The organism is Hyphomonas sp. CY54-11-8 (assembly GCF_000682735.1).
GTDB lineage: Bacteria > Pseudomonadota > Alphaproteobacteria > Caulobacterales > Hyphomonadaceae > Hyphomonas.
Map to the genome: position 1 here is coordinate 191,606 of NZ_AWFD01000036.1, position 19,800 is coordinate 211,405.

Sequence of the window (19,800 nt, forward strand, 5' to 3'; positions counted from 1 at the left end):
ACGGGGCGGCATCAGCCGGCCACGCGTGCTTCATTCTCCGGCACAACGAGTCGGTAGCCGAGACCACGCTCGGTCTGGATACGGTCCTGCCCGATCTTGCGGCGCAGGCGGCCGATGAACACTTCAATCGTGTTCGAGTCGCGGTCAAAATCCTGATCGTAGATATGCTCGACCAGTTCCGTACGCGGAACAACCCGGCCCTGATGGTGCATCAGGTAGGACAGGACGCGGTATTCGTGCGCGGTCAGCTTCACCGGCTCGCCATTGATCATGGCGCGCGCGGCGCGGGTATCCACCATCAGTTTGCCGGCTTCCAGCGTCGCAGCGGAATGACCAGCCGCACGGCGCAGCAGCGCACGGAGGCGGGCCAGCAGCTCTTCAGTGATAAACGGCTTGGTCAGGTAGTCGTCGGCCCCGGCATCGAAGCCGGCCACCTTCTCGCTCCACGAATCGCGGGCGGTCAGGATCAGAACCGGGAAGGACTTTCCGTCCGCGCGCCATTTCTTCAACACACTCACCCCGTCCATCTTGGGCAGGCCAAGGTCCAGGATCACTGCATCATAAGGTTCGGTGTCACCCAGGAAGTGGCCATCCTCACCGTCTGCGGCGAGATCGACCGCATAACCTGACTGCCCCAGCACGTCGGCCAATTGGCGGCGCAGGTCAGCATCGTCTTCTACAACCAGGATACGCATGGTTCAGCTACTCCCTGAAATGGCTAAGAGCTAATGTCGGCTCAGGCACCGCGGCGGTCAAGGATGGCGCCCGTTTGCGCATCGACCACGAAATGCATCTTGCGGCCGTCCTTGGTCATCCAGTCGATCTCGTAGACCGATTTGCCATTGCCCCGGTCATACAGGTCGGCACTCAGCTGGTATCCGCCATATTGCCGCTTCAAATTGTTGAAAATCTGGCTCAGCGGCACAGTGCGCCCCTGATTGCGCGAATCGCGCGCCTGTCCGGGCGAGAACTGGTTCATCCAGTCCTGCGCCGACGCCGCGGGCGCGAAGACGAGGCCAAGGGCCAGAAAAAGGGCGGCAATCCGTTTCATATCCTGCCGTATAAGGCCGCAGCTCTGAATGTGAAGTGAACGATACCGTTCACTTTCATTCAGTGCCTCCACCCCTCAAATGCAGGCAAATGCCGCCCCGGCAACCCGCCTCACGGCGGACCGAGTGTCCAGGCCGGGCTGAAAATGACCAGCTTCATGTCCCGCGGAGTCATCGACATGGTAAATCCGGCCCTCGGATCATTGTACGGGCGCGCATCGCTCCAGCTTTCCATAGACAGGGCAATCCTCGCCCTTTCATACAGTCCTAGAGTCTCGCTTTTGCGCTGGATTCTCACGAATCGCTCCGTGGTGCCATGACTGCCTGTATCCCGCTCAAAGCCCGCTTCGCCATTCTCCAGACATGGCTGCAGCCATCCGACCGCGGACCTCAACCGCGTCTCGAACGCAGCCCGATCCGCAACCATCATCTCCGCGCCGTCTTCACTGCCCGGCATCTCCCGCAAATGGCACTCATACGCCGTGGTGACATATTTCGGGGTCACTTTGCCGATCGGCCCGTCCACCAAACGGCAGTCGTCGAAACCGTCCAGAACCCAATCGCCGGTCAGCGCCACATCACGATGTAGCCAGCCGGTCGCCAGCGGGAAATCCGACGTCAGGGGCCGGACCGCTTCCAGCTTGTCCGCGACCTGCTTCAGCTCGGCGCAATCGGCCAGCGCCGAGCCTGCCGGCACAAGCGCCGCTGCCAGCACGAAGGCCGTTCTGAATAGTTCTATCCGTTTGCGCATCTTCCTACTCCTTCGCCGGAGTATCGACCTGCGCCTGGAACTGCAACATGACCTGCCAGCCCGGCGGTCCGCCCCGCCCGCGCATGAAGGGCGTATAGCTCATCTCCAGGAAAGCGGGATCGACGGTGAAACCGCTTGCACTGTCGGCCATGTCCACCGGTTTATACGTGAGTTTGTGGTATACCTGATAATCTCCGTTCTCGGTATCCTCGGCGGTTTCCCATCCGTCACCGAGACAAGCCCGCATTTCACTGGCCGCCGTATCGAACGCCGCTTCAGCATCTGCGCGCTCGTCGTCCCGGCCTATGGAATTGCCCTCGAAAAGGGGGCAGCTGTAGGTGTAAATCGTCGTGCCGGCGCCAAAACCGTTCATGACACTTGCGGTACAGGCCGCGCCGAAAGGCTTGTGCATCCCGATGAAAGTATCCGACAGCGGCGTGTCGCCCATCATCTTGTTGACGCCACGCAGGCGCTTGAACGGTTCGGCTTCGGTGCGCGCGTCGAGCATGGCCTGGATATTGCCGCACGGCCCAGCCGCTTCTTCAGTGCCGAATTCGGAATCGGCCGCTCCGCAGGCCGAAAGCGTGAGCATGGACAAGCCAATAATAGCGATGCGCATAATGAGCGCCCCCCTGAGGTTCAGTTTCTGGAACTGAACTCATTACCGGCAACGCCCCGGCCGTATATCCCCGGAACAAGGGAGGCTCGGTTGACCACCGGAAAGCAAATCAGGCAGGCGTCAGGATTTCTCCGCCCACTTGCGCAGGCCTTCGTCCTTCGGATTCTCCAGGACGATCTCCAACCGGACATACAGATCGCCCGGCGGCGCGGTTTTCACGCCTTTCCCCTTCAGCCGCAACTGCGCGCCTGTGTTGGAGCCAGCCGGGACTTTCAGCGTGACATGGCCGGAAGGTGTTTTCACTTCCACGCTGCCGCCGAGAACGGCCTCCTTCAGGCCGATGGGCAGCTTCATGCGAAGGTCTTTGCCTTCACGCTCCCAGATCTTCGATGGACGGACCTCGATTTCCAGAAGCGCGTCGCCGGGCGGGCCGCCATAAGGCGATTGCTGGCCCTGGCTTTTCAGACGAAGCGTCTGTCCGGTGTCGATCCCGGCAGGAATGTTCACGTCCAGCGCCCGGCCGTCGGCCATGGTCATGCGGCGGCGCGCGCCGAGCACGGCATCCTCGAAGTCAACCTGCACACGGTAGCGGACATCCCGGCCCTTCTGCGGACCCGGGCCGCCGCGGCGGGACCGGCCGCCGCCGAACATGCCGGATAGGATGTCTTCGAACGGGTCGCCCTGCGCGCCTTCGAAGGGGCTCTGGCCCGACGCGCTTTGCCAGCGGAACCCGCCAGCACCACCCGGATGACCACCGCCAGCAAAGCCGGTCGGGTTACCGTCGCCGTCAATCTCGCCGCGGTCGAATTTCGCCTTCTTTTCCTTATCGCCAAGGATGTCGTAAGCGGCCGAGACGCGTTTGAACTCTTCAGCCTTCTTGGGATCATCCTTGTGCTGGTCCGGATGCAGGGCTTTCGCCTTTGCCCGGTAAGCCTTCTTGATCTCGGCCTCCGTCGCCGAGCGCGGAACGCCGAGCACGATGTAGGGGTCGATGGCCAAGTGAGTCGGATCCTTCTGGTATTTCATTTGCTGACATACAGTTAGGGTGTCCCGAGGGGGATTGGAACCCACTTGCCACTGCGGCCATCTGCGCCGATTTCAGCCAGGCACGCTGCGATCGCGCCCGATGGAATCGCCGCTGAGGGCATATCCGTCTCTATCTCATCGCCAAATCCGGTGCCGGTATCGAACTGAACAGCGAACCGACCGGCATTGGCCGCCTCCGGCAGGGCCCAACTCTCCGGCAGGTCCCCACCGCGGCGAACCCAGCTGAGCAACCCGGCAGACGCGCGCAGATGAAAGATCGTTCCGCGAAAAATCGCGTTTGGCCTACCACACAATTTCCATCTGACACTTTGAATGCGCAGTCAGAGGGTGTGCTTCTAAAAGGTACGCCATTTTAACCTAACGCCTCGGTTCTTTTGTGAGGCACCACCTGTATTCAACACCTTCTCACCCAACAGCCAAATAATTTGTATGCGCACCAAACCCGAAGGCCCATCGCCTGTGTTATCTTCCTTGCAGCTGCAGCTTTGTGTAGACGCCTTCGCGGAAGGCCGGGCGTGCCACATCCGGCGCTGGTTTGCGGATCAGGCGGGCGGCTGCCTCGTGCGCCGTCACCAACGGCACGGACGCCGCCACCTCCCCCACCATGCGCACACAGCGATAGGCGACCGCGTTGCGCAGGTCGCCATCGCAGGTCAGCGCGCCCCCGCTCCCGGCCGCCCCAATTCAGGCCGCCGGGATCAGTCAGTGCCACCATGGGTGGAGCCGATTTCGACTCATGCCTGTTTTTTCCCGGGATCCAGATCCACACCATGCCGCTGCATCCGCCTCCGTCGTTTGATGGCGTGAAGTTAAGATGCGGCCGTAACCCGGGGAGTGGGATTTGAATTATCCAATAATTACAAAGAAAAACATGCTTATAGCTGCGGAACTGGCGCTGCTATTTCCCACAGTTCTGCGACGTTCTGGCGTAGCCATCAGGAGCCAAATCTGCTTTGTCGTTAGCTTCCGTTTTGAGGGGTCGAGGAGCTGAAGAATGTCGGCGCGTGTGATTTCTATTGCCAATTCCAAGGGTGGCGTCGGCAAGACCACAACTACTGTCAGCCTGGCTGAAGCCTTCGCGGCCGAAGGCCGCCGCGTCCTGGTCGTTGACCTCGACACGCAGGCCAATGCCTCCCTGCTGGTCTTCGGCAATGAGGGCGACGAACACCTGTTCCAGGCCATCAACGACTACGCTACGATCTCCGACTGGCTGCTGGAGAATTTCGAGGCGAACGAGCAGAAACGGCTGGAAGAGTATATCGTCACCGACGCCTCCGACGTAACCGCGAGCGGCAAGCCGCTGCCACTGGACCTGATCCCGTCGAGCCCGCGCCTGCGCAAGACCGAGAAAGAGCTGATCTATCACCTGACCGAGCAGGGCTATTCCATGGAAGCTCTGGAGAACCAGGTCGGCCGGCGCCTGCGCGACGACTTCAACCTGCTCAAGGCGAAGTATGACGTCATCCTGTGCGACTGCCCGCCCGGCATCTCCACGATGACGGAATCGGTCCTCGCCGCCAGCCACCTCGTGATCGTGCCGACCATTCCGGACTTCATGTCCACACTCGGCCTCGACCTCTTCACCGGCGACGTGATGACCAATCTGCGCGAACGCGACGTGAAAAAGCTCCCCATGGTGCTGGCGACCCGGTATGACAATTCTCAACACCAGCAGGTCGTGCTGAACGCGATGCGCGAAGCGGCGGCTGCCCAGGAAGCCGAGTTCACCATGTTCAAGACGGTCATCCCGATGAAGTCCGGCTTTGCCACCAACCCGATCGAGCTTGGCCCGGAGCCGACGATCGAGGCGAAATGGTCCGGCGGCGCCCTGCCGGTGATCAAGGACCTGCTGGCAGAAGTGAAGGCGGCGCTGGCATGAGCGGCGACGCACACAAGGCTGGCGCCGAAGCGCTGACAGCCCTGCTGAACCAGGCTTTCAGCGCGCTGGGAGAGAAAGAATACGCCGCTGCGGCCGGCCTGCTGACCAAGAAGCTGATGATCTCCGCCGGGCAAACCGTCGAGGTCATGCGCGCCCTGCGCGATGCCGTCGGCAAGGACATCTTCGAAGCCCAGCTTAAATCGTTGACGGCGCATCAGGCCCGCCTGCTTGCCCGCCGCCTCGACAAGACCGTCCCGGACATCGAGGTCTCCACCGCGGGCGCCGCCTGCGCCTGGATCCGCGACCTGATGGACGGCAATACGCCCGATACGGTCGAGACTGCCGCCCCTGTCACCGAGGCCCCGGCTGAAGAGCCTGCCGCAGAAACCGAAGCCGAAACCCCGGCCGAACCGGAAACGCCAAAGCCCGCTTCCTCCGGTTCCTACTTCGGCCGCAAGAGCTTCCGCACCGGGAATTAGGCGCCTCACAACTGCCGAACGCCCAGCACAGCTTCATCCAGCATCAGCGCCCAGACGGCCCAGCTGGCGCGCAATCTCCGCCACGCTGCGCCCGCTGAGATACAGCAGCCGCATCACCCGTCCGTGCCGTTCGGTGATGTCTCACCTTCATGATCTTCCAGCCATGCGCGGAGGTTAGTACAGGACCTTACCCGTACGATTGAAGGAGCGCGTTCAGCTCATCTCCCGCACGCCCGCAATGCATTGCGAGGGGCATGGATCAGAGGTCGGGTCCGTCACCTCGCCCGTCTTCTCGATGGCAGATTTCGCGCAATCATAGTCGAGGTCCACGATGGCATCGAACTGGTTAAGATAGACCTTGCCGGTCAGATCATCCAGGAAATGCGTGCGTTTCAGCCGGTCCATCACCGGTCCCTTCACTTCGCTGAGGTGCAGGGTGACGCCGGCATCCTTCAGGCGCCGGTTGATCGCTTCGAGGCTTTCCAGGCCGCTGACATCGATATGGTTCACCGCCGGACACATCAGGACAATGTGCTCGACGTCCGGCCGGTTCCCGAGGACACAGTAGACCGTATCCTCCAGGAAGCGGGCATTGGCAAAGTACAGGCTTTCATCGATCCGTATCGTGACGATATGTTTCGGGATCACAACGGCATGCCGGTTCACATTGCGGAAATGGTGGGTGCCAGGCACCTGCCCCACAATCGCAAAGTGCGGCTTGGAGGTGACATAGAGGTGCAGGCCGATAGAGACGATGATGCCGGTGGTGACGCCCAACTCCACGCCCGCCAGTAGCGTGACGAGGATCGTGCCCAGCATGGCGGCAAAGTCGCGCTTCGAATAGCTGAGCGTGTGCACAAGTTTCTTCAGGTCCACGAGGCCCAGCACGGCGACGATCACCGTCGCGGCCAGCACGGCTTGCGGAAGGTTGTAGAGCAATGGCGTCAGGAACAGCGCGGCAAGCGCAATGCCGACGGCGGTGAAGGCGCCCGCGGCGGGCGTCTCGGCACCGGCGTCGAAGTTCACGGCGGAGCGGGCAAAGCCCCCGGTCACCGGATAGCCGCCGGAGAAACCTGCCCCGAGGCTGGCGGCACCGAGCGCGATCAGTTCCTGGTCCGGGTCGATCCGCTGGCGGCGCTTGGCGGCCAGCGTCTGCGCCATGGAGACCGATTCAATAAAGCTGATCATCGCGATCAGCGCTGAGGAGCCAAGCAGCGAGCGCCAGAGGCCGGGGTCGAAATCCGGCACGGTCAGGCCCGGCAGGCCTTTCGGAATGTCGCCGACAATGTGCACGCCCTTGGCTTCCAGCCCGAAGGCCGTCACGGCCACACCGCCCAGCGCCACGGCCAGAACCGGTCCGGACCGCGCCAGCGTGCCAGCGATATTCTCCTTCAGGCCGAGCCCCAGCAACAACGGCTTCAGGCCTTTCCTTGCCCAGAACAGGAACGCCACCGCCGGAGCGCCGATGGAGACCGTGTACCAGTTCACATCGCCAAGGTGGCTGATGATGCTGGCCAGCGTCTCGATGATGTTGTGCCCGCTCGCCTGCACACCCAGCAGGTATTTCAGTTGGCTGACGGCAATCAGGATGCCGGTCGCGGTGACAAAGCCGGACACGACCGGATGGCTCAGGAAATTGGCGAGGAAGCCCAGCCGGAAAATGCCCATCACCACCAGCATCAGGCCGGAGAGGATGGCCAGAATGATCGCGGCCGTCAGGTATTCCGGCGTGCCCTGCTCGGCCACCTTGCCCGCGGCGACGGCCGTCATCAACGACAGGATCGCCACCGGCCCGACGGCCATCGTCCGGCTCGTGCCGAAAATGGCGTAGATCACCAGCGGCAGGATGGAGGCGTAGAGCCCCACCTGCGGCGGCAGGCCCGCCAGCATAGCATAGGCCAGCGATTGCGGGATCAGCATGACCGTCACAATCACCGCCGCCACCATGTCATTGGTGAACGTGCCGCCATTATAGGTACGGCCCCATTGAAGAATGGGCAGGTGATCAGACAGTTTCACGCGTTCAGCCCCCGGCTTTTCCCGCCACTATAGAGCGTTCAGCGGAATTTTCAGATAGCTGGTGCCGTTATCGTCCGGCTCCGGCATCTGACCGGCGCGCATGTTGATCTGGATCGAAGGCAGGATCAGGCGCGGCATGTCCAGCGTTGCGTCCCGCGCTTCGCGCATGGCGACGAACTCGTCCTCGGTGACCCCATCATGGACGTGGACATTGTTTGCCCGCTCCTCAGCGACCGTCGTCTCCCACTTGTACTCGTCCCGGCCGGGCGCCTTGTAGTCATGGCACATGAACAGGCGGGTTTCGGGCGGCAAGCTCAGCACTTTCTTGATCGAACGGTAGAGCGTGCGGGCGTCTCCGCCGGGAAAGTCCGCCCGGGCGGTCCCATAGTCCGGCATGAACATGGTATCGCCCACGAACGCCGCGTCTCCGACGACATAAGTCATGCAGGCCGGCGTGTGGCCGGGCGTGTGCATGGCATGGGCTTCGATGTTCCCGATACGGAACGTATCACCGTCCACCATCAGCTTGTCGAACTGGCTGCCGTCTCGCTGGAAACGGGTGCCTTCATTGAAGATCTTGCCGAATGTGTCCTGCACGGTGCGGATCTCGGCGCCGATGGCGATCTTGCCGCCCAGCTTTTCCTGAATGTACGGCGCTGCCGACAAATGGTCGGCATGGACGTGGGTCTCCAGAATCCACTCTACTTTGAGATCATTTTTCTGAATGAACTCAATGATCTCATCAGCGGACTCGGTGTTCGTGCGGCCGGACGCCGGATCGAAATCCAGCACCGAATCGACCACGGCGCAGACCTTCGTCTCCGGATCGGTCACGACATAGCTCACCGTGTAGGTCGGCTCGTCGAAGAAGGCTGTCACAACTGGGTTCGTCATTGCGGGCTCCTTATTTCCTGGCTTTGGCTGTCTTGGCGATGCGCACATCCGGGTCGGCCTGTTTGCCCAGCATCACCGAGCAAATCGCATCCACCATCGCATGCGCGCGCTTGTCTGAAAGTGTATAGAAAACCTGCCGCGCATCCCTGCGCGCCGTCAGCACGCCTTCCTCGCGCAGCTTGGCGAGTTCCCGCGACAGGCGCGGCTGGGGAATACCGAGATCCGCCTCCATCTCTCCGACAGACGTCTCCCCGCCGCGCAGCTGGCAGCAGATCATCAGCCGGTCAGGATGGCTGAGGGATTTGAGCAGGCCTGTGGCTTCGGCCACCAGCGGCTCCATTTTCTCACTGTCCCTGATCATCTCGTTCTCTCCGATCTCACTTTACACTTTACATAAGTGTAAATTACGAGATTCCAAGAGGTCCCCAACCTGGGTCAAAACCGTCATCCAGTTTTCAGGAACCGGGCGCCAGGCCTGTTGCCGGAAAGACGCACACGCCGGCCAAAGCGAGCTTTTCGACCCACGCCCCTGCTGCAACCATAGCGCGTCACACAACGGTGACAAAACCGAAACAGGCCCGTCAAGAAACTGTGGGAAGGGCGCTTCGGTTCACCGAACAGAGGGGTCTGTCATGCCAAAATCTTATCGTTCACTACTCGCGCTCGGGGTTGCTTCCGCCGGGCTGATCCAGGCGGCTTCCGCCGACGTCATCACTGGTCAGGTCACGGACGCATCCGGCGAAGCGCCGCTGCAGGGCGCCATCGTCACGATCGAGGAACTCGGCCGCACCGCCGCGTCCGACCGTTACGGTGATTACCGCTTCAACAACATTCCGGCCGGCGACTATACGCTGTCCGTTTCCTATATCGGCGCTGACAAAGTCACCTCCGACGTCTCGCTCGCTGGCGCCGCCACCGTGAACTTCACGGTCGGCAGCGACACCCGCTACATGGACAATGTGCTCGTGGTCGGCTCCACCGCCGCCCAGGCAGGCGCCATCAACCAGCAGCGTGCTTCCAACGCCATCATCTCTGTCGTGGACTCCGACGGCCTCGGCAACTTCCCCGATACAACGGTTGCCGACTCGCTCGGCCGCGTTCCGGGTCTCTCTATCGAGAACGACCAGGGCGAAGGCCGCTACGTCTCGATCCGCGGCATCAACACCGACCTGATCGCCTCCTCCATCAACGGCGTGCGCACACCATCGCCGGAAGACCGCCGCGGTGTTCTGCTGGACGGCGTGCCGTCTGATCTGCTGGACGGGATCGAAGTCCAGAAATCCCTGACCCCGGATGTCGATGCCGACACGCTGGGCGGCGTCATCAACATGAAGACCATTTCGGCGTTCGACCGTGACGGCCAGTTCATCCGGGCGAAAGTGGAAGGCAGCTACAACGAGATCACTGAAGAGATCTCGCCGAAAGCGACCTTCACCTACACCAACACGTTTGGCGACAAGCTGGGCGTGGCCTTCTCGGCCAACTACCAGGACCTGCGCATCCAGTCTCACAACAACGAGACCGGTGGCTGGGGCGAGGTCGATGGCGCCGACTTCGAGCAACCGCAGGACGGCAGCTATCTCGTGCCTAACGATGACTATGAGATGCGCTGGTATGACCTTACCCGTGAGCGTATCGGTATTGTCCTGAACCTCGACTATCGCCTGAATGAGTCCACGGACCTCTACCTGCGCACCCTGTACAACCAGTACACGGATGACGAAGTCCGCAACAAGTTCGAGTTCCGCGAGATGGACGAGGAAGTCGTCTCCGTCTCCGGCACCTCGGTCGCCTATCGCCGCGGCGAAGTCGACGCCGAAGTCCGCCAGCGCGAGGAAGTCCGCAACATTCAGACCTATGCGCTGGGCGGCGAAACCTTCACCGGCCCGTGGCAGTTCAATTACGAACTTTCCTACGCCTTCGCCGAAGAGGACGACTCGAACAATCACGACGTCAACTTCCGCTCCAGCCCGGAGCAGCGCGACAGCGATATCGGCTCGATCACCTTCGATTACAGCAACCCGGAAAAGCCGGTCATTTCCGGCAACGCCCTCGCCTTCCTCTACGATCCGTCCAACTACACGATGGACGCATTCGAGCGGGAATTCACCGACAACCAGGACACCGAATGGACCGGCAAGATCGACGTCGCCCGCGACTCGCTCATCGGCGACATCCCGGTCGTCTGGAAAGGCGGCCTGAAGCTGCGCGACCGTGAGAAGGTCCGCGACCAGAACCTGAAAATCTACGAAGCCGACGACATCTTCCTGACGGACTACATCAAGGCCAATGCAGAGGTCTCCGGCTGGCGCATGGCCAACCCGATGTACCAGTGGCCGGATGCCGACCTGACCAGGGCGCTGCGCACCACGCTGACGGATGCGGATCTCAACGAGGATGACACCAACCTCGAAAGCATCTCGGGCGACTATACGATCGACGAACAGGTCATTGCCGCTTACGGCATGGGCACGTTCGAGGTCGGCATGGTGACGGCTGTCATCGGTGCCCGTGTGGAACGCACGAAAGTGGACTCCTTCGGCTATATCTACGCTGAAGGCGATACGCCGGACAATGCCACCCGCCGCAACTTCTCGGACGAGTACACGCACGTTCTGCCGAGCGTGAACCTGAAATACACGCTGGCCGATAACCTGTTCGCCCGCGCGGCCTATTATGCCGCCGTCGTGCGCCCCGGCTTCGGCGAGATGGCCCCGCGCGTCCTGTTCAATGACGACCGTGACGAAATCGAGATGGGCAACCCGGACCTCAAACCGTATGAGGCTGACAACTACGACCTGTCGATCGAGTTCTACCCGACCCAGCTGTCAGTGATCTCGGCCGGCATCTTCTACAAGTCCATCGACAATGCGATCTTCCCGGCAACTTTCGACATCGAGGACCTGCCGTCGAACATCAATCTCGACTTCCTGGATGCCGGCACGGTGGCAGGCCTCGACGAAGTCTCGACCTATGTGAACGCCGGCAAGTCCAAGGTTCGCGGCATCGAGTTCAACTATGTGCAGGAACTGGGCTTCCTGGGCAAAGCCTTCGACGGCTTCCTTGCCTCGGCCAACGTGACGCTGGTCGATTCCGAATCCCGGCTGCCGGATGGCCGCGAAGTGCCGCTGCTGAAGCAGAACGACACGGTGTGGAACGTTGCCCTCGGCTACGACAAGGGCCCGTGGGACCTGCGCGTATCGGCCAACTATCGCGGCGACTATCTGGACGAACTGTTCGGCGAGAACATCGACCGCTACACCGACGGCCACCTGTCCGTCGAAGCGTCGGCCAAATATGAGCTCAACGACCACATCCAGGTCTATCTCGAAGGCAAGAACCTGACCGACGAACCGGAATACTATTACCACGGCAACAAAAGCCGCCTGTCGCAGAATGACGAGTTCGGCTGGTCCGGCGTGTTCGGCGTGCGGCTGACATACTAATCAGCCTACGCTAGTAGTCAGACTCAAGGGGGCCGGGATTCATCATGCGGATTCCGGCCCGATCACACAAGATCAGGATATTTTGCAATGAAATCCACCTACTGGCTCGCAGCCCTCGTGCCGCTCGCAGCCTGCGCCACCACCCCGCCGACCTATACTGGCGAGATCGCCACCATCGTGGCCATGAACGAAACCGCCCCGATGAATGGCGAAGGCGACCTTGCTGACGACCCGGCCATCTGGGTCAACACGGCCGATCCGGCCAGTTCGCTGATCCTCGGCACCAACAAGGATGAAGGCGTTTATGTCTATGCGCTCGACGGCGGCGAGCTCCAGGAGCTGCCCGTTGGCCAGGTCAATAATGTCGACCTTCGCGGCAATATCGCCATCGCATCCAATGACGCCCACAATGTGATTTCGTGGTTCGACATCAATCCGCAAACCCTGACCGTGTCCCACATCGGCAACTCGCCGACTGGCAAGGACGAGCCCTACGGCATCTGCGCTGGCCTGTCGGGTGAGACCTACAAGGCAGCCGTTACGTACAAGGACGGCACAATCCAGATCTGGTCGGCCACGTGGGAAACCGTTGATACGCTCAGCCCGTCACTGGACCGCGTGGTGAAACTGCCTTCGAAACTGGAAGGTTGCGTGTTCGACGATGCGAATGACCGCCTGTTCGTTGGCGAGGAAGCTTTCGGCGTGTGGGTGGTGGACCTGAAGGACGAGACCGCTGAACCGTCTGTCGTGGATACGATCGCGGCGGCCAATGGACTCGTCGAAGACGTCGAAGGCATGAGCCTCTGGCTCGGCGACGATGCCGACTCCGGCTATCTCGTTGTGTCAGCGCAGGCCGCTGACCGGTATGTCGTCTACGACCGTGCCCCGCCCTTTGCCTGGCGCGGCGTCTTCACGATTGCGGACAATGAAGCCACCGGCATCGGCGGTGTGAGCCATACGGACGGGCTCGACATCTCCTCGGCTCCGCTACCAGGCCTGCCGGGCGGTCTGCTGGTTGTCCAGGACGATGCCAATCCGGTTTCCGAATTCAATCAGAACTTCAAGATGGTTGACTGGACTGCCATCTCCGAGGCGCTCGATCTGAACTGATCAATAGTGCACCAGGACCCAGACGCTGGCACTGTAGATCAGGGCCAGCGTCCCGATCCTCACCACCGCTGAAATGATGTACGGGCGGATATCGTCCCATGTCGTTTCCCGGGCGATATCGGCCACAGCGGTGGCCACGTCATGATGCATCTGGCTGCGGTCTTCTCCCGCGAGCATCAGCATGATCGCGCCCGTGCGCGTCTGTTTCTGGTTTCCCGCCTCTACCAGCACTTCCTCGAAGACACGGGCAGCGATGGTCTCGGTCAGCGCCCGTTTGGGGTGCCATCCATGGCGGTGCAGCTCTGTCAGCGTCAGCCGGATTGCGGGATAATTGATCCACAGGTCGCGGATCATGAACACCGCCAGCGTGATCACTGTGAGGGTTGCGAATATCGGCCGGGGCATGCCCGCAAAATGGTGCAAGCCCCAAAGCCAGCACAGGATCGCCAGCTTGATCCCTGTGGCGATGGCAAACGTGCGAAAGCTGCGCGTGACAAACAACATCGTATCGGCCCGGATACGATGACGGGCTTCCTGAACAGCAGATTCAATGGCTTTGCTCTTCCGGCCGCTGATCTCCTTGCCCAGCAGCTTGCGTCCGGCAACGAGGCCGGCACCAAGCGCTGACAGGATCATGAGCGGAACTCGCATGTCACTTATTTAGGGTGCGTCGGGGCGAATGTCTCGTCCGCACCTCATGGCGGAGGCTTTGTGGCGCCCGCGCTACAGCATCGACATGAGAAAGCGTTCGGCGTGGCGCTGGGCGGTCTGCGGATGGCGGATCACCGAATAGCCGGCCACCATGGCAAGCGCGGTTGTCGTCAATGGACGGCGCTCAACAAAACTGCGCAGCGCATCGATCGGCAAGTCAGCCAGCGCATCGGCGGTCGCATCTTCGACTTCCCCCACTTCTTCTTCCATGGACCGGAATGGCTGAAGGCAGAAAAACAGGCCGATCGCTGCCAGAAGCAGACCAATGCCGGCCACGGTCAACGCGGCGGCAGCAAGTCCCATCACCTCGGCGAGCGCAATCGTGATCCCCACAAACAGCGCCAGCACGCCGCCGAGTCCGAACAGGACTCCGACGGCGGCCGCAAAGAGGCGAAGTTTTGTTTCGTCGATCATCACTTCCGGCCCAGCATGGCAATCAGCAGGCCGGCTCCGAAGGCGACACCGACAGCCGTCATGGGCTTCTCGCGAATTTGGGACTGCAAGTCGGCCCGGACCGACTTCAGGCGATCTTCTGCGTCGTGAGCCAGTTCCTTGCCCTTCTCGACGCTGTCGCCGGCCTTCGATGCCGCAAGACCCTTGATGCTACTGAAGGCCGACTGAAGGTCCTTGCGCAGAGTCGCCATGTCTTCCTTCAGGTGGTGCAGGTCATCCTTGAAGTCTTCGTCATTGGCGATGTCATGGTTTTCTTTCACGATAGTGGTCATGGATTGGTCCTTTCCGTGTCTCGTGGAAAACAACGGCCAGATGCCTGCTCGGTTCCATGGCATGGCGGGAAATTAACTCATCCGGACACGGAACCGTGATCATCCCGTCCGGAACTGGTTCTCAATCCACACGTTGGTGCGGTGAAAGGAGGCAATCATGCAAACGCAACAAGAAACAGACCTCACACCGAACGAAGCCCGTCAAGGCGAACGTGTCGGCCTGATATGGGTGCTCGCCGCTGGCACACTCGTCGCGATCATGGGCATCGGGGCGGTGATGCTGGTTCAGGCAGTCTGATCCGGATACGTCACAAACGAAAAATGCCCTCCCGGCCGGGAGGGCATTTTTGTCTTCTCTGACAATCAGTCCGGGTCAGGCGGTCTCGCGCGCCGGATGGAAGAACAGGGCCTGGCCGATGGCCGCCTTCACCGTGTTCTCCTGGAACGGTTTGGGGATCAGAAATGTCGGCTCCGGACGGTCCCCTGTCAGCAAGCGCTCCGGGAAGGCTGTGATAAAGATGATCGGCACGTCCATTTCCTTCAGGATATCATTCGCTGCGTCGATGCCTGAAGATCCGTCGGCAAGCTGGATATCGCAAAGGATGAGGCCTGGCGGATCAGACTTCACCATCGACATGGCTTCTGTGTAGGTGGTGGCGTTACCGGTGACCTGATGCCCCAATTCCTCGACAAGGCTCTCGAGATCAGCCGCAATAATCGGCTCGTCTTCGATCACCAGCACTTTTGTGGACAGCTCGGCCTCGATTTCCGCGATCGCAGCGCGTTCCAGTTCGGCCTGCTCACCTTCGCTGATCCCGAGGATATGAGCGGCTTCGGTGCGCGAAAACCCTTCCAGCGCCGTCAGCAGAAATGCCTGTCGCTGTATGGGCGCCAGCTTCTGAAGGCGCTCGGTCGCCACATCGTCGCCTTGCGGCCCGTCTTCCAGCTGGGCACCAGTCGTGCCCCAGACAACATGGAAAAAGCGGTAAAGCGCGACCCGGGGGTCGCCGTCCGCGTCAATTTTATCCGGAGAGGCCACCAGCGCCTCAAGCGAGGCTCGAATATAGGCGTCTCCACTCTCCTGAGCGCCTGTAAGCGCCCGGGCGTAGCGTCGCAAATAAGGCAGGTGCGGCGCCAGATTCTTCACAAGATTCATGGGAAAAACTCCATCAACACTGCGTTACCAACCCACTCGCCGGGATTTGGTTGCATACAAAATCAAATTTTTTGCGGTTTGCGCGGAACCTTTGGTGAATTCACGATTTATATTGTCAGACGAGCGCCACAATCGCGCACCGAAACCGAACTGAACTGTTTAGGGCATTTTTGAAAATGGACGACAAGAAAACCGACGGTCGCAGGGTGGCCGATACGGAGCGAAAGCGTCGCGGTGACCGCCTGGGAGAACAGCTTCGCCGTCTTTATGACGACGTCACTCAGGAGAGCGTACCCGACGATTTCATGCGGTTGCTTGAAGAAGCCGACCGCAATCGTTCCCCCGACACCCAAAACAAGTCTTCATAGGTGAGCATATGAGCGAACCCACAGAACGACTTGATGATGCGACGTTCAAACAAGAGCTCGCAGAGCTGATCCCCCACCTGCGTGCGTTTGCTCGCAGCCTTTGCGGAGATTCGACCTTGGCCGACGACCTTGCTCAGGATGCGATGCTGAAGGCGTGGCACGCCCGCCAGAGCTTTCAGGCCGGCACGAACATGAAGGCATGGGCCTTCACCATCCTGCGGAACATTTTCTACTCCGAAAAACGTCGCTCATGGCGCCGGTCTTCCCTGGACCCCGAAGTGGCAGAAGCCACACTGGTCTCGCCCGCAAATGCCGGAGACGAACTGGACCTGCTCGCCCTGCGCAATGCGCTGAACATGCTGCCCGATGACCAGCGTGAAGCACTCGTCCTCGTCGGTGCAGGCGGACTGGCCTATGAAGAGGCAGCCGAAGTTTGCGGTTGTGCCGTCGGCACGATCAAGAGCCGTGTCTCGCGAGCCCGCAAGGCGGTTGCGGAGCTGTTGGAAAATAACGAAGCAGGGTTCAGCAGCGACGACGACATCAATGCCGGTGAGGCGTTCGACGACATCATGAACCAGGCAGCGGTTATTGCAGCCGCCAACGGCACCTGAATCTGAGTGCCTGACAGGGCGGCCTCATCCAGCTTGCGACGTCGCCTTGTGGCGACGCTTGCAATTGCTTTGACGCCGGTTCTGCTGCTTGGCGCTGCCAGTGCTTACATGGACGCGCGGGAGGCTTTGCGAACGCGAAGCAACGAACTTCTGCTGATTGCCGGCGCCTCGGTGGATGGTGTCGACCAGGCCATCGACGAAGCAGAATTGCTCCTCGGCCTGTTCAAGGACGAAATCGGCACCAATCACTGTAACGAAGTTTACGACAAACTGCTGCCCAGTATCCCGGCCCTTTCCAGTGTGATCCGCTTCGACGCCGAGGGTATCGCCCTTTGCGCCAATACGCGCGACCCCGGCTTCGCCATGTCCAATCCGGACTGGAACCAGCGGCTGAAGCACGAAATACCGACTATCCGTACGGATGCGTTTTTCGGACAAGCCTCCGATGACTGGATCTTTGCGATCTTCACCCGGGTGGACAAACCCGACGGCACATTTGACGGTTCGGTGGCGCTGGGACTCCGGTCGCGTTCGCTCGCCAATTTTGCCCGCGCCAGCGTCCTGAGAGATGGTGTCGAAGTCGCCATTGCTGATGTCGATGGCCGCGTGTTCGGTTCAGAACATTTCCTGCAAATCGAACCTGAGTGGGTGGCTCAAGCAGCCGAAACCCGTTCCGCGAAAATGTTCGTCCTGCGGCGCAAGAATGCGCCCCCGATGGATGTGGTGATCCGGCCGGTTGGTCCGGCAAACGTTTTCGCCGTCATTTCGCGCGAGTCACCCGGCTTCTGGAGCGAGTTCACGCTTCAGCCGGTATCATCTTTCGGCTTGCCGCTGCTGGCCTTCTCGATCGCCCTGCTCGCCGTCTGGCTCGCAATCGACAGCCTCGTCCTGCGTTGGATATCACGCCTTATCCGCGTCGCGCGTGTCTACGGCGCTGGCCGTTATGCCTTTCGGGCAGCAGACGCCATGGCGTCTGCGCCTGCGGAAATAGCGGAACTTGCCAACGCGATGGAAGACATGGCCACAAATATCGATCAGCGCGACAGTGACCTGAAAGCGGCGATCGAAGTTCGCGATGACGCCGTGAAAGAAATCCATCACCGGGTGAAGAACAATCTCCAGATCGTCACGAGCTTCCTGAACCTTCAGGGGCGTCAGCTTCAGGACCCGGAAGCCCGCCAGGCGATCGCCGCTGCCCGGCACCGGATCGATGCCCTGGCGATTGTCCACCAGACACTCTACCAGCACGAACGCCTGGAACTCGTCAGCATGCAACCCTTTCTCAAAGGGTTGATCGACCATCTGGCTGAAGCGCTTGGCACGGAAACGCTGAACATCCGGATTTCGCAATCCTACGACAATATTGAACGCCCGGCGGACGATGCCATTCCCGTCGCGCTGTTCCTCGTCGAGGCAGTCACCAATGCAACCAAGTACGCATTTGGCGACGAACATGGCGGCAACATTTCCATCGATCTCAAGAAGGATGCGTATGGGAACGTCACGCTTGAAGTTATAGACGATGGCGTGGGCTTTGATTCCATCGGCGCAACCCGCAAAGGGCTCGGCTCAAAACTCATGTCCGCCTTCTCACGCCAGCTCGGCGCGGAGCTGACGATCGACAGCGCTCCCGGCCAGGGCACAACCATCAGGCTTTACATGCCAGACGGAAAAAAGGCCCCGGCCTGAAGGCCCGGGACCTTTTTCGATCCGTGATCCGGATTCTATTTTATTTCTCGGAAGCCAGTGACTTGAGCATCCAAACGGCCTGCTCGTGCCAGGACATTCTTTCCGTCAGCATGTCTGCCGTCACATAGTCGCTCTTCTCTTCGCACCACTCCGTTGCAGCACGCATATTGAGAACGGCGGTTTCGTGGTCGGCGATCAGCATCGTGAGCATCTGTCCCACCGAACGTTCTTCATCCTTGTCGTTGATCGACGACAACTCGCCATACTTGGTGTAGCTCGCCGGCGCCTTGTGGCCGAGGGCGCGAATACGTTCCGCCAGTTCGTCGATGGCTTCATACATATTCTCGTACTGCTCTTCCGTCAGCTTATGTACGCCCATGAAGGTCGGGCCGGTAACGTTCCAGTGCACGCCCTGGGTCTTGATGAACAGCATGTAGGTGTCGGCCAGAACGATGCCGAGCGCATCGGCAATCTTCCTTCGGTCGTCCTCGGAAATACCGTTCCGGGTGGTGAAGTCGGGTTTCTTGATGTCGAGGGCCTCAATGGCCATGATAATCTCCTTTCGTGTCCTTGATGAACTCCTGCCGGATCTTACTGCGGAGGATCGGCAGCTTCCTCCATCGCCTCACCGGCCTCGTCGATCGCACCATCGATGTCATCGGCAGCATCTTCCATGGCATCGGCCGTTTCGTCCGCGGCCTCATCAATGGATTCCCCGATCGTATCGGGCTGGTCGATGTTATCGATCGCTTCATCGATCGACTCGCCCGCTTCTTCCATCGGGCCTTCATTGGTGTCGCAGGCAGCGAGGATACCGGTCGCGACAAGTGCAGCAGCAATCATTTTCATACGCATCTCAAATCTCCTTTGATGATGTGCCCCCTTTAGAGTCACGCTGATACAACGCCCGGCGCACGCAACTGTTCCATCCTCGAGAGATTCCAGGCGCTCTTTGTTTTGGGCACAAAACTGTTTCCCTCATAGCTGAGAGCAGACACACTCATGAAGCTCCCATCGAAGTCGAGCACATTGAAGGAAGGCGGAACATCGCGAAGACGCATCGACAGAGTTCCCGACGTCACGGCAACATAGCCTCCATCAGGCACACGGATGATCTCCGCCTGTGGGGCATGGACGTGTCCGGTGAGCAGCACATTGACAGGACTGCCTCCGAGACGGCTGCTTGCGCGGTGCCCTCGCCGGGTGGCTGTTTGCAACGGGGTGTCGGTCGGCGGGATAAATGGATG

Annotated in this window: 22 protein-coding genes and 1 pseudogene; 8 read left to right on the plus strand and 15 right to left on the minus strand. The window is 60.5% G+C overall.

Annotation, left to right across the window (positions count from 1 at the left end; all coding sequences use genetic code 11):
• Positions 1-11 precede the first annotated feature (11 nt).
• The 5 genes from HY17_RS16980 to HY17_RS17000 all read right to left on the minus strand — a co-directional run bounded on the left by HY17_RS16980 (position 12) and on the right by HY17_RS17000 (position 3,445).
• Positions 12-695: a response regulator transcription factor gene (locus HY17_RS16980; protein WP_034768792.1), complete on the minus strand. Its 684-nt coding sequence runs from the start codon at positions 693-695 to the stop codon at positions 12-14.
• 41 nt (positions 696-736) lie between these two features.
• Entirely contained in the window at positions 737-1,051 is a 315-nt protein-coding gene (locus HY17_RS19710; RefSeq protein ID WP_051600251.1) for a PepSY domain-containing protein, read from the minus strand.
• 110 nt (positions 1,052-1,161) lie between these two features.
• Positions 1,162-1,800, minus strand: coding sequence for a hypothetical protein (locus tag HY17_RS16990; protein WP_034768793.1), 639 nt, complete (start codon positions 1,798-1,800; stop codon positions 1,162-1,164).
• Positions 1,801-1,804: 4 nt separating this feature from the next.
• A complete protein-coding gene (locus HY17_RS16995) occupies positions 1,805-2,419 on the minus strand; it encodes a hypothetical protein (RefSeq protein ID WP_034768799.1) in 615 nt (204 codons plus the stop codon).
• Between the two features lie 120 nt (positions 2,420-2,539).
• Positions 2,540-3,445, minus strand: coding sequence for a DnaJ C-terminal domain-containing protein (locus HY17_RS17000; RefSeq protein ID WP_034768801.1), 906 nt, complete (start codon positions 3,443-3,445; stop codon positions 2,540-2,542).
• A 1,015-nt stretch (positions 3,446-4,460) separates the two neighbouring features.
• On the opposite strand from HY17_RS17000, the gene HY17_RS17010 reads away from it, so the two are divergent.
• Together HY17_RS17010 and HY17_RS17015 are read left to right on the plus strand one after the other, a co-directional pair.
• The gene (locus HY17_RS17010; protein ID WP_051600252.1) at positions 4,461-5,345 is read left to right on the plus strand and encodes a ParA family protein; all 885 of its coding nucleotides are present in this window, start codon (positions 4,461-4,463) and stop codon (positions 5,343-5,345) included.
• On the plus strand, positions 5,342-5,824 hold the full coding sequence (locus HY17_RS17015; protein ID WP_034768805.1) for a hypothetical protein: 483 nt from the start codon (positions 5,342-5,344) through the stop codon (positions 5,822-5,824). Before HY17_RS17010 ends, HY17_RS17015 begins: the two co-directional genes overlap by 4 nt.
• Before the next feature lie 213 nt (positions 5,825-6,037).
• On the opposite strand, the gene HY17_RS17020 is transcribed toward HY17_RS17015, so the two are convergent.
• From HY17_RS17020 to HY17_RS17030, 3 genes are read right to left on the minus strand one after another with little or no spacing between them, the layout of a single operon-like run.
• On the minus strand, positions 6,038-7,843 hold the full coding sequence (locus HY17_RS17020; protein WP_034768807.1) for a SulP family inorganic anion transporter: 1,806 nt from the start codon (positions 7,841-7,843) through the stop codon (positions 6,038-6,040).
• A 27-nt stretch (positions 7,844-7,870) separates the two neighbouring features.
• A complete protein-coding gene (locus HY17_RS17025) occupies positions 7,871-8,737 on the minus strand; it encodes an MBL fold metallo-hydrolase (protein WP_034768809.1) in 867 nt (288 codons plus the stop codon).
• Positions 8,738-8,747: 10 nt separating this feature from the next.
• On the minus strand, positions 8,748-9,098 hold the full coding sequence (locus HY17_RS17030) for a metalloregulator ArsR/SmtB family transcription factor (protein WP_051600253.1): 351 nt from the start codon (positions 9,096-9,098) through the stop codon (positions 8,748-8,750).
• A gap of 271 nt (positions 9,099-9,369) precedes the next feature.
• Between HY17_RS17030 and HY17_RS17035 the strand changes: the two genes are divergently transcribed.
• Together HY17_RS17035 and HY17_RS17040 are read left to right on the plus strand one after the other, a co-directional pair.
• The gene (locus HY17_RS17035) at positions 9,370-12,183 is read left to right on the plus strand and encodes a TonB-dependent receptor (RefSeq protein ID WP_034768811.1); all 2,814 of its coding nucleotides are present in this window, start codon (positions 9,370-9,372) and stop codon (positions 12,181-12,183) included.
• An 87-nt stretch (positions 12,184-12,270) separates the two neighbouring features.
• Entirely contained in the window at positions 12,271-13,293 is a 1,023-nt protein-coding gene (locus tag HY17_RS17040; protein ID WP_034768813.1) for a phytase, read from the plus strand.
• Here HY17_RS17040 and HY17_RS17045 read toward each other — a convergent pair whose 3' ends face one another.
• The 3 genes from HY17_RS17045 to HY17_RS17055 all read right to left on the minus strand — a co-directional run bounded on the left by HY17_RS17045 (position 13,294) and on the right by HY17_RS17055 (position 14,729).
• Positions 13,294-13,944 carry a hypothetical protein gene (locus HY17_RS17045; RefSeq protein WP_139068821.1) on the minus strand — a complete coding sequence of 217 codons (651 nt, stop codon included), beginning with the start codon at positions 13,942-13,944 and terminating at the stop codon, positions 13,294-13,296.
• 72 nt (positions 13,945-14,016) lie between these two features.
• The gene (locus tag HY17_RS17050; protein WP_051600254.1) at positions 14,017-14,418 is read right to left on the minus strand and encodes a phage holin family protein; all 402 of its coding nucleotides are present in this window, start codon (positions 14,416-14,418) and stop codon (positions 14,017-14,019) included.
• Positions 14,418-14,729 carry a YqjD family protein gene (locus HY17_RS17055; protein ID WP_034768817.1) on the minus strand — a complete coding sequence of 104 codons (312 nt, stop codon included), beginning with the start codon at positions 14,727-14,729 and terminating at the stop codon, positions 14,418-14,420. The genes HY17_RS17050 and HY17_RS17055 overlap by 1 nt, the downstream gene beginning before the upstream one ends.
• A gap of 157 nt (positions 14,730-14,886) precedes the next feature.
• Here HY17_RS17055 and HY17_RS20300 point away from each other — a divergent pair, with 157 nt between their 5' ends.
• Entirely contained in the window at positions 14,887-15,027 is a 141-nt protein-coding gene (locus HY17_RS20300; protein ID WP_155843663.1) for a hypothetical protein, read from the plus strand.
• Positions 15,028-15,102: 75 nt separating this feature from the next.
• Here the strand turns inward: HY17_RS20300 and HY17_RS17060 are convergent, their stop codons facing one another.
• On the minus strand, positions 15,103-15,885 hold the full coding sequence (locus tag HY17_RS17060) for a response regulator (protein ID WP_034768819.1): 783 nt from the start codon (positions 15,883-15,885) through the stop codon (positions 15,103-15,105).
• A 176-nt stretch (positions 15,886-16,061) separates the two neighbouring features.
• Here HY17_RS17060 and HY17_RS20305 point away from each other — a divergent pair, with 176 nt between their 5' ends.
• Genes HY17_RS20305 through HY17_RS17075 form a run of 3 tightly spaced genes read left to right on the plus strand, consistent with a single transcriptional unit; the run spans position 16,062 to position 18,553 of the window.
• Entirely contained in the window at positions 16,062-16,253 is a 192-nt protein-coding gene (locus HY17_RS20305; RefSeq protein ID WP_139068820.1) for a NepR family anti-sigma factor, read from the plus strand.
• An 8-nt stretch (positions 16,254-16,261) separates the two neighbouring features.
• Complete coding sequence (locus tag HY17_RS17070) at positions 16,262-16,864, plus strand: sigma-70 family RNA polymerase sigma factor (protein ID WP_034768823.1); 603 nt, start codon at positions 16,262-16,264, stop codon at positions 16,862-16,864.
• Between the two features lie 33 nt (positions 16,865-16,897).
• Entirely contained in the window at positions 16,898-18,553 is a 1,656-nt protein-coding gene (locus HY17_RS17075; RefSeq protein WP_139068819.1) for a sensor histidine kinase, read from the plus strand.
• A gap of 40 nt (positions 18,554-18,593) precedes the next feature.
• Here the strand turns inward: HY17_RS17075 and HY17_RS17080 are convergent, their stop codons facing one another.
• The 3 genes and pseudogenes from HY17_RS17080 to HY17_RS17090 form a co-directional block, all read right to left on the minus strand.
• A complete protein-coding gene (locus tag HY17_RS17080) occupies positions 18,594-19,103 on the minus strand; it encodes a Dps family protein (RefSeq protein ID WP_051600255.1) in 510 nt (169 codons plus the stop codon).
• A gap of 41 nt (positions 19,104-19,144) precedes the next feature.
• Positions 19,145-19,408 (minus strand): hypothetical protein, encoded by a 264-nt coding sequence (locus HY17_RS17085; RefSeq protein WP_034768826.1) that lies wholly within the window; start codon positions 19,406-19,408, stop codon positions 19,145-19,147.
• A gap of 35 nt (positions 19,409-19,443) precedes the next feature.
• Positions 19,444-19,800: pseudogene (locus HY17_RS17090) on the minus strand (hypothetical protein); the annotation flags it as partial.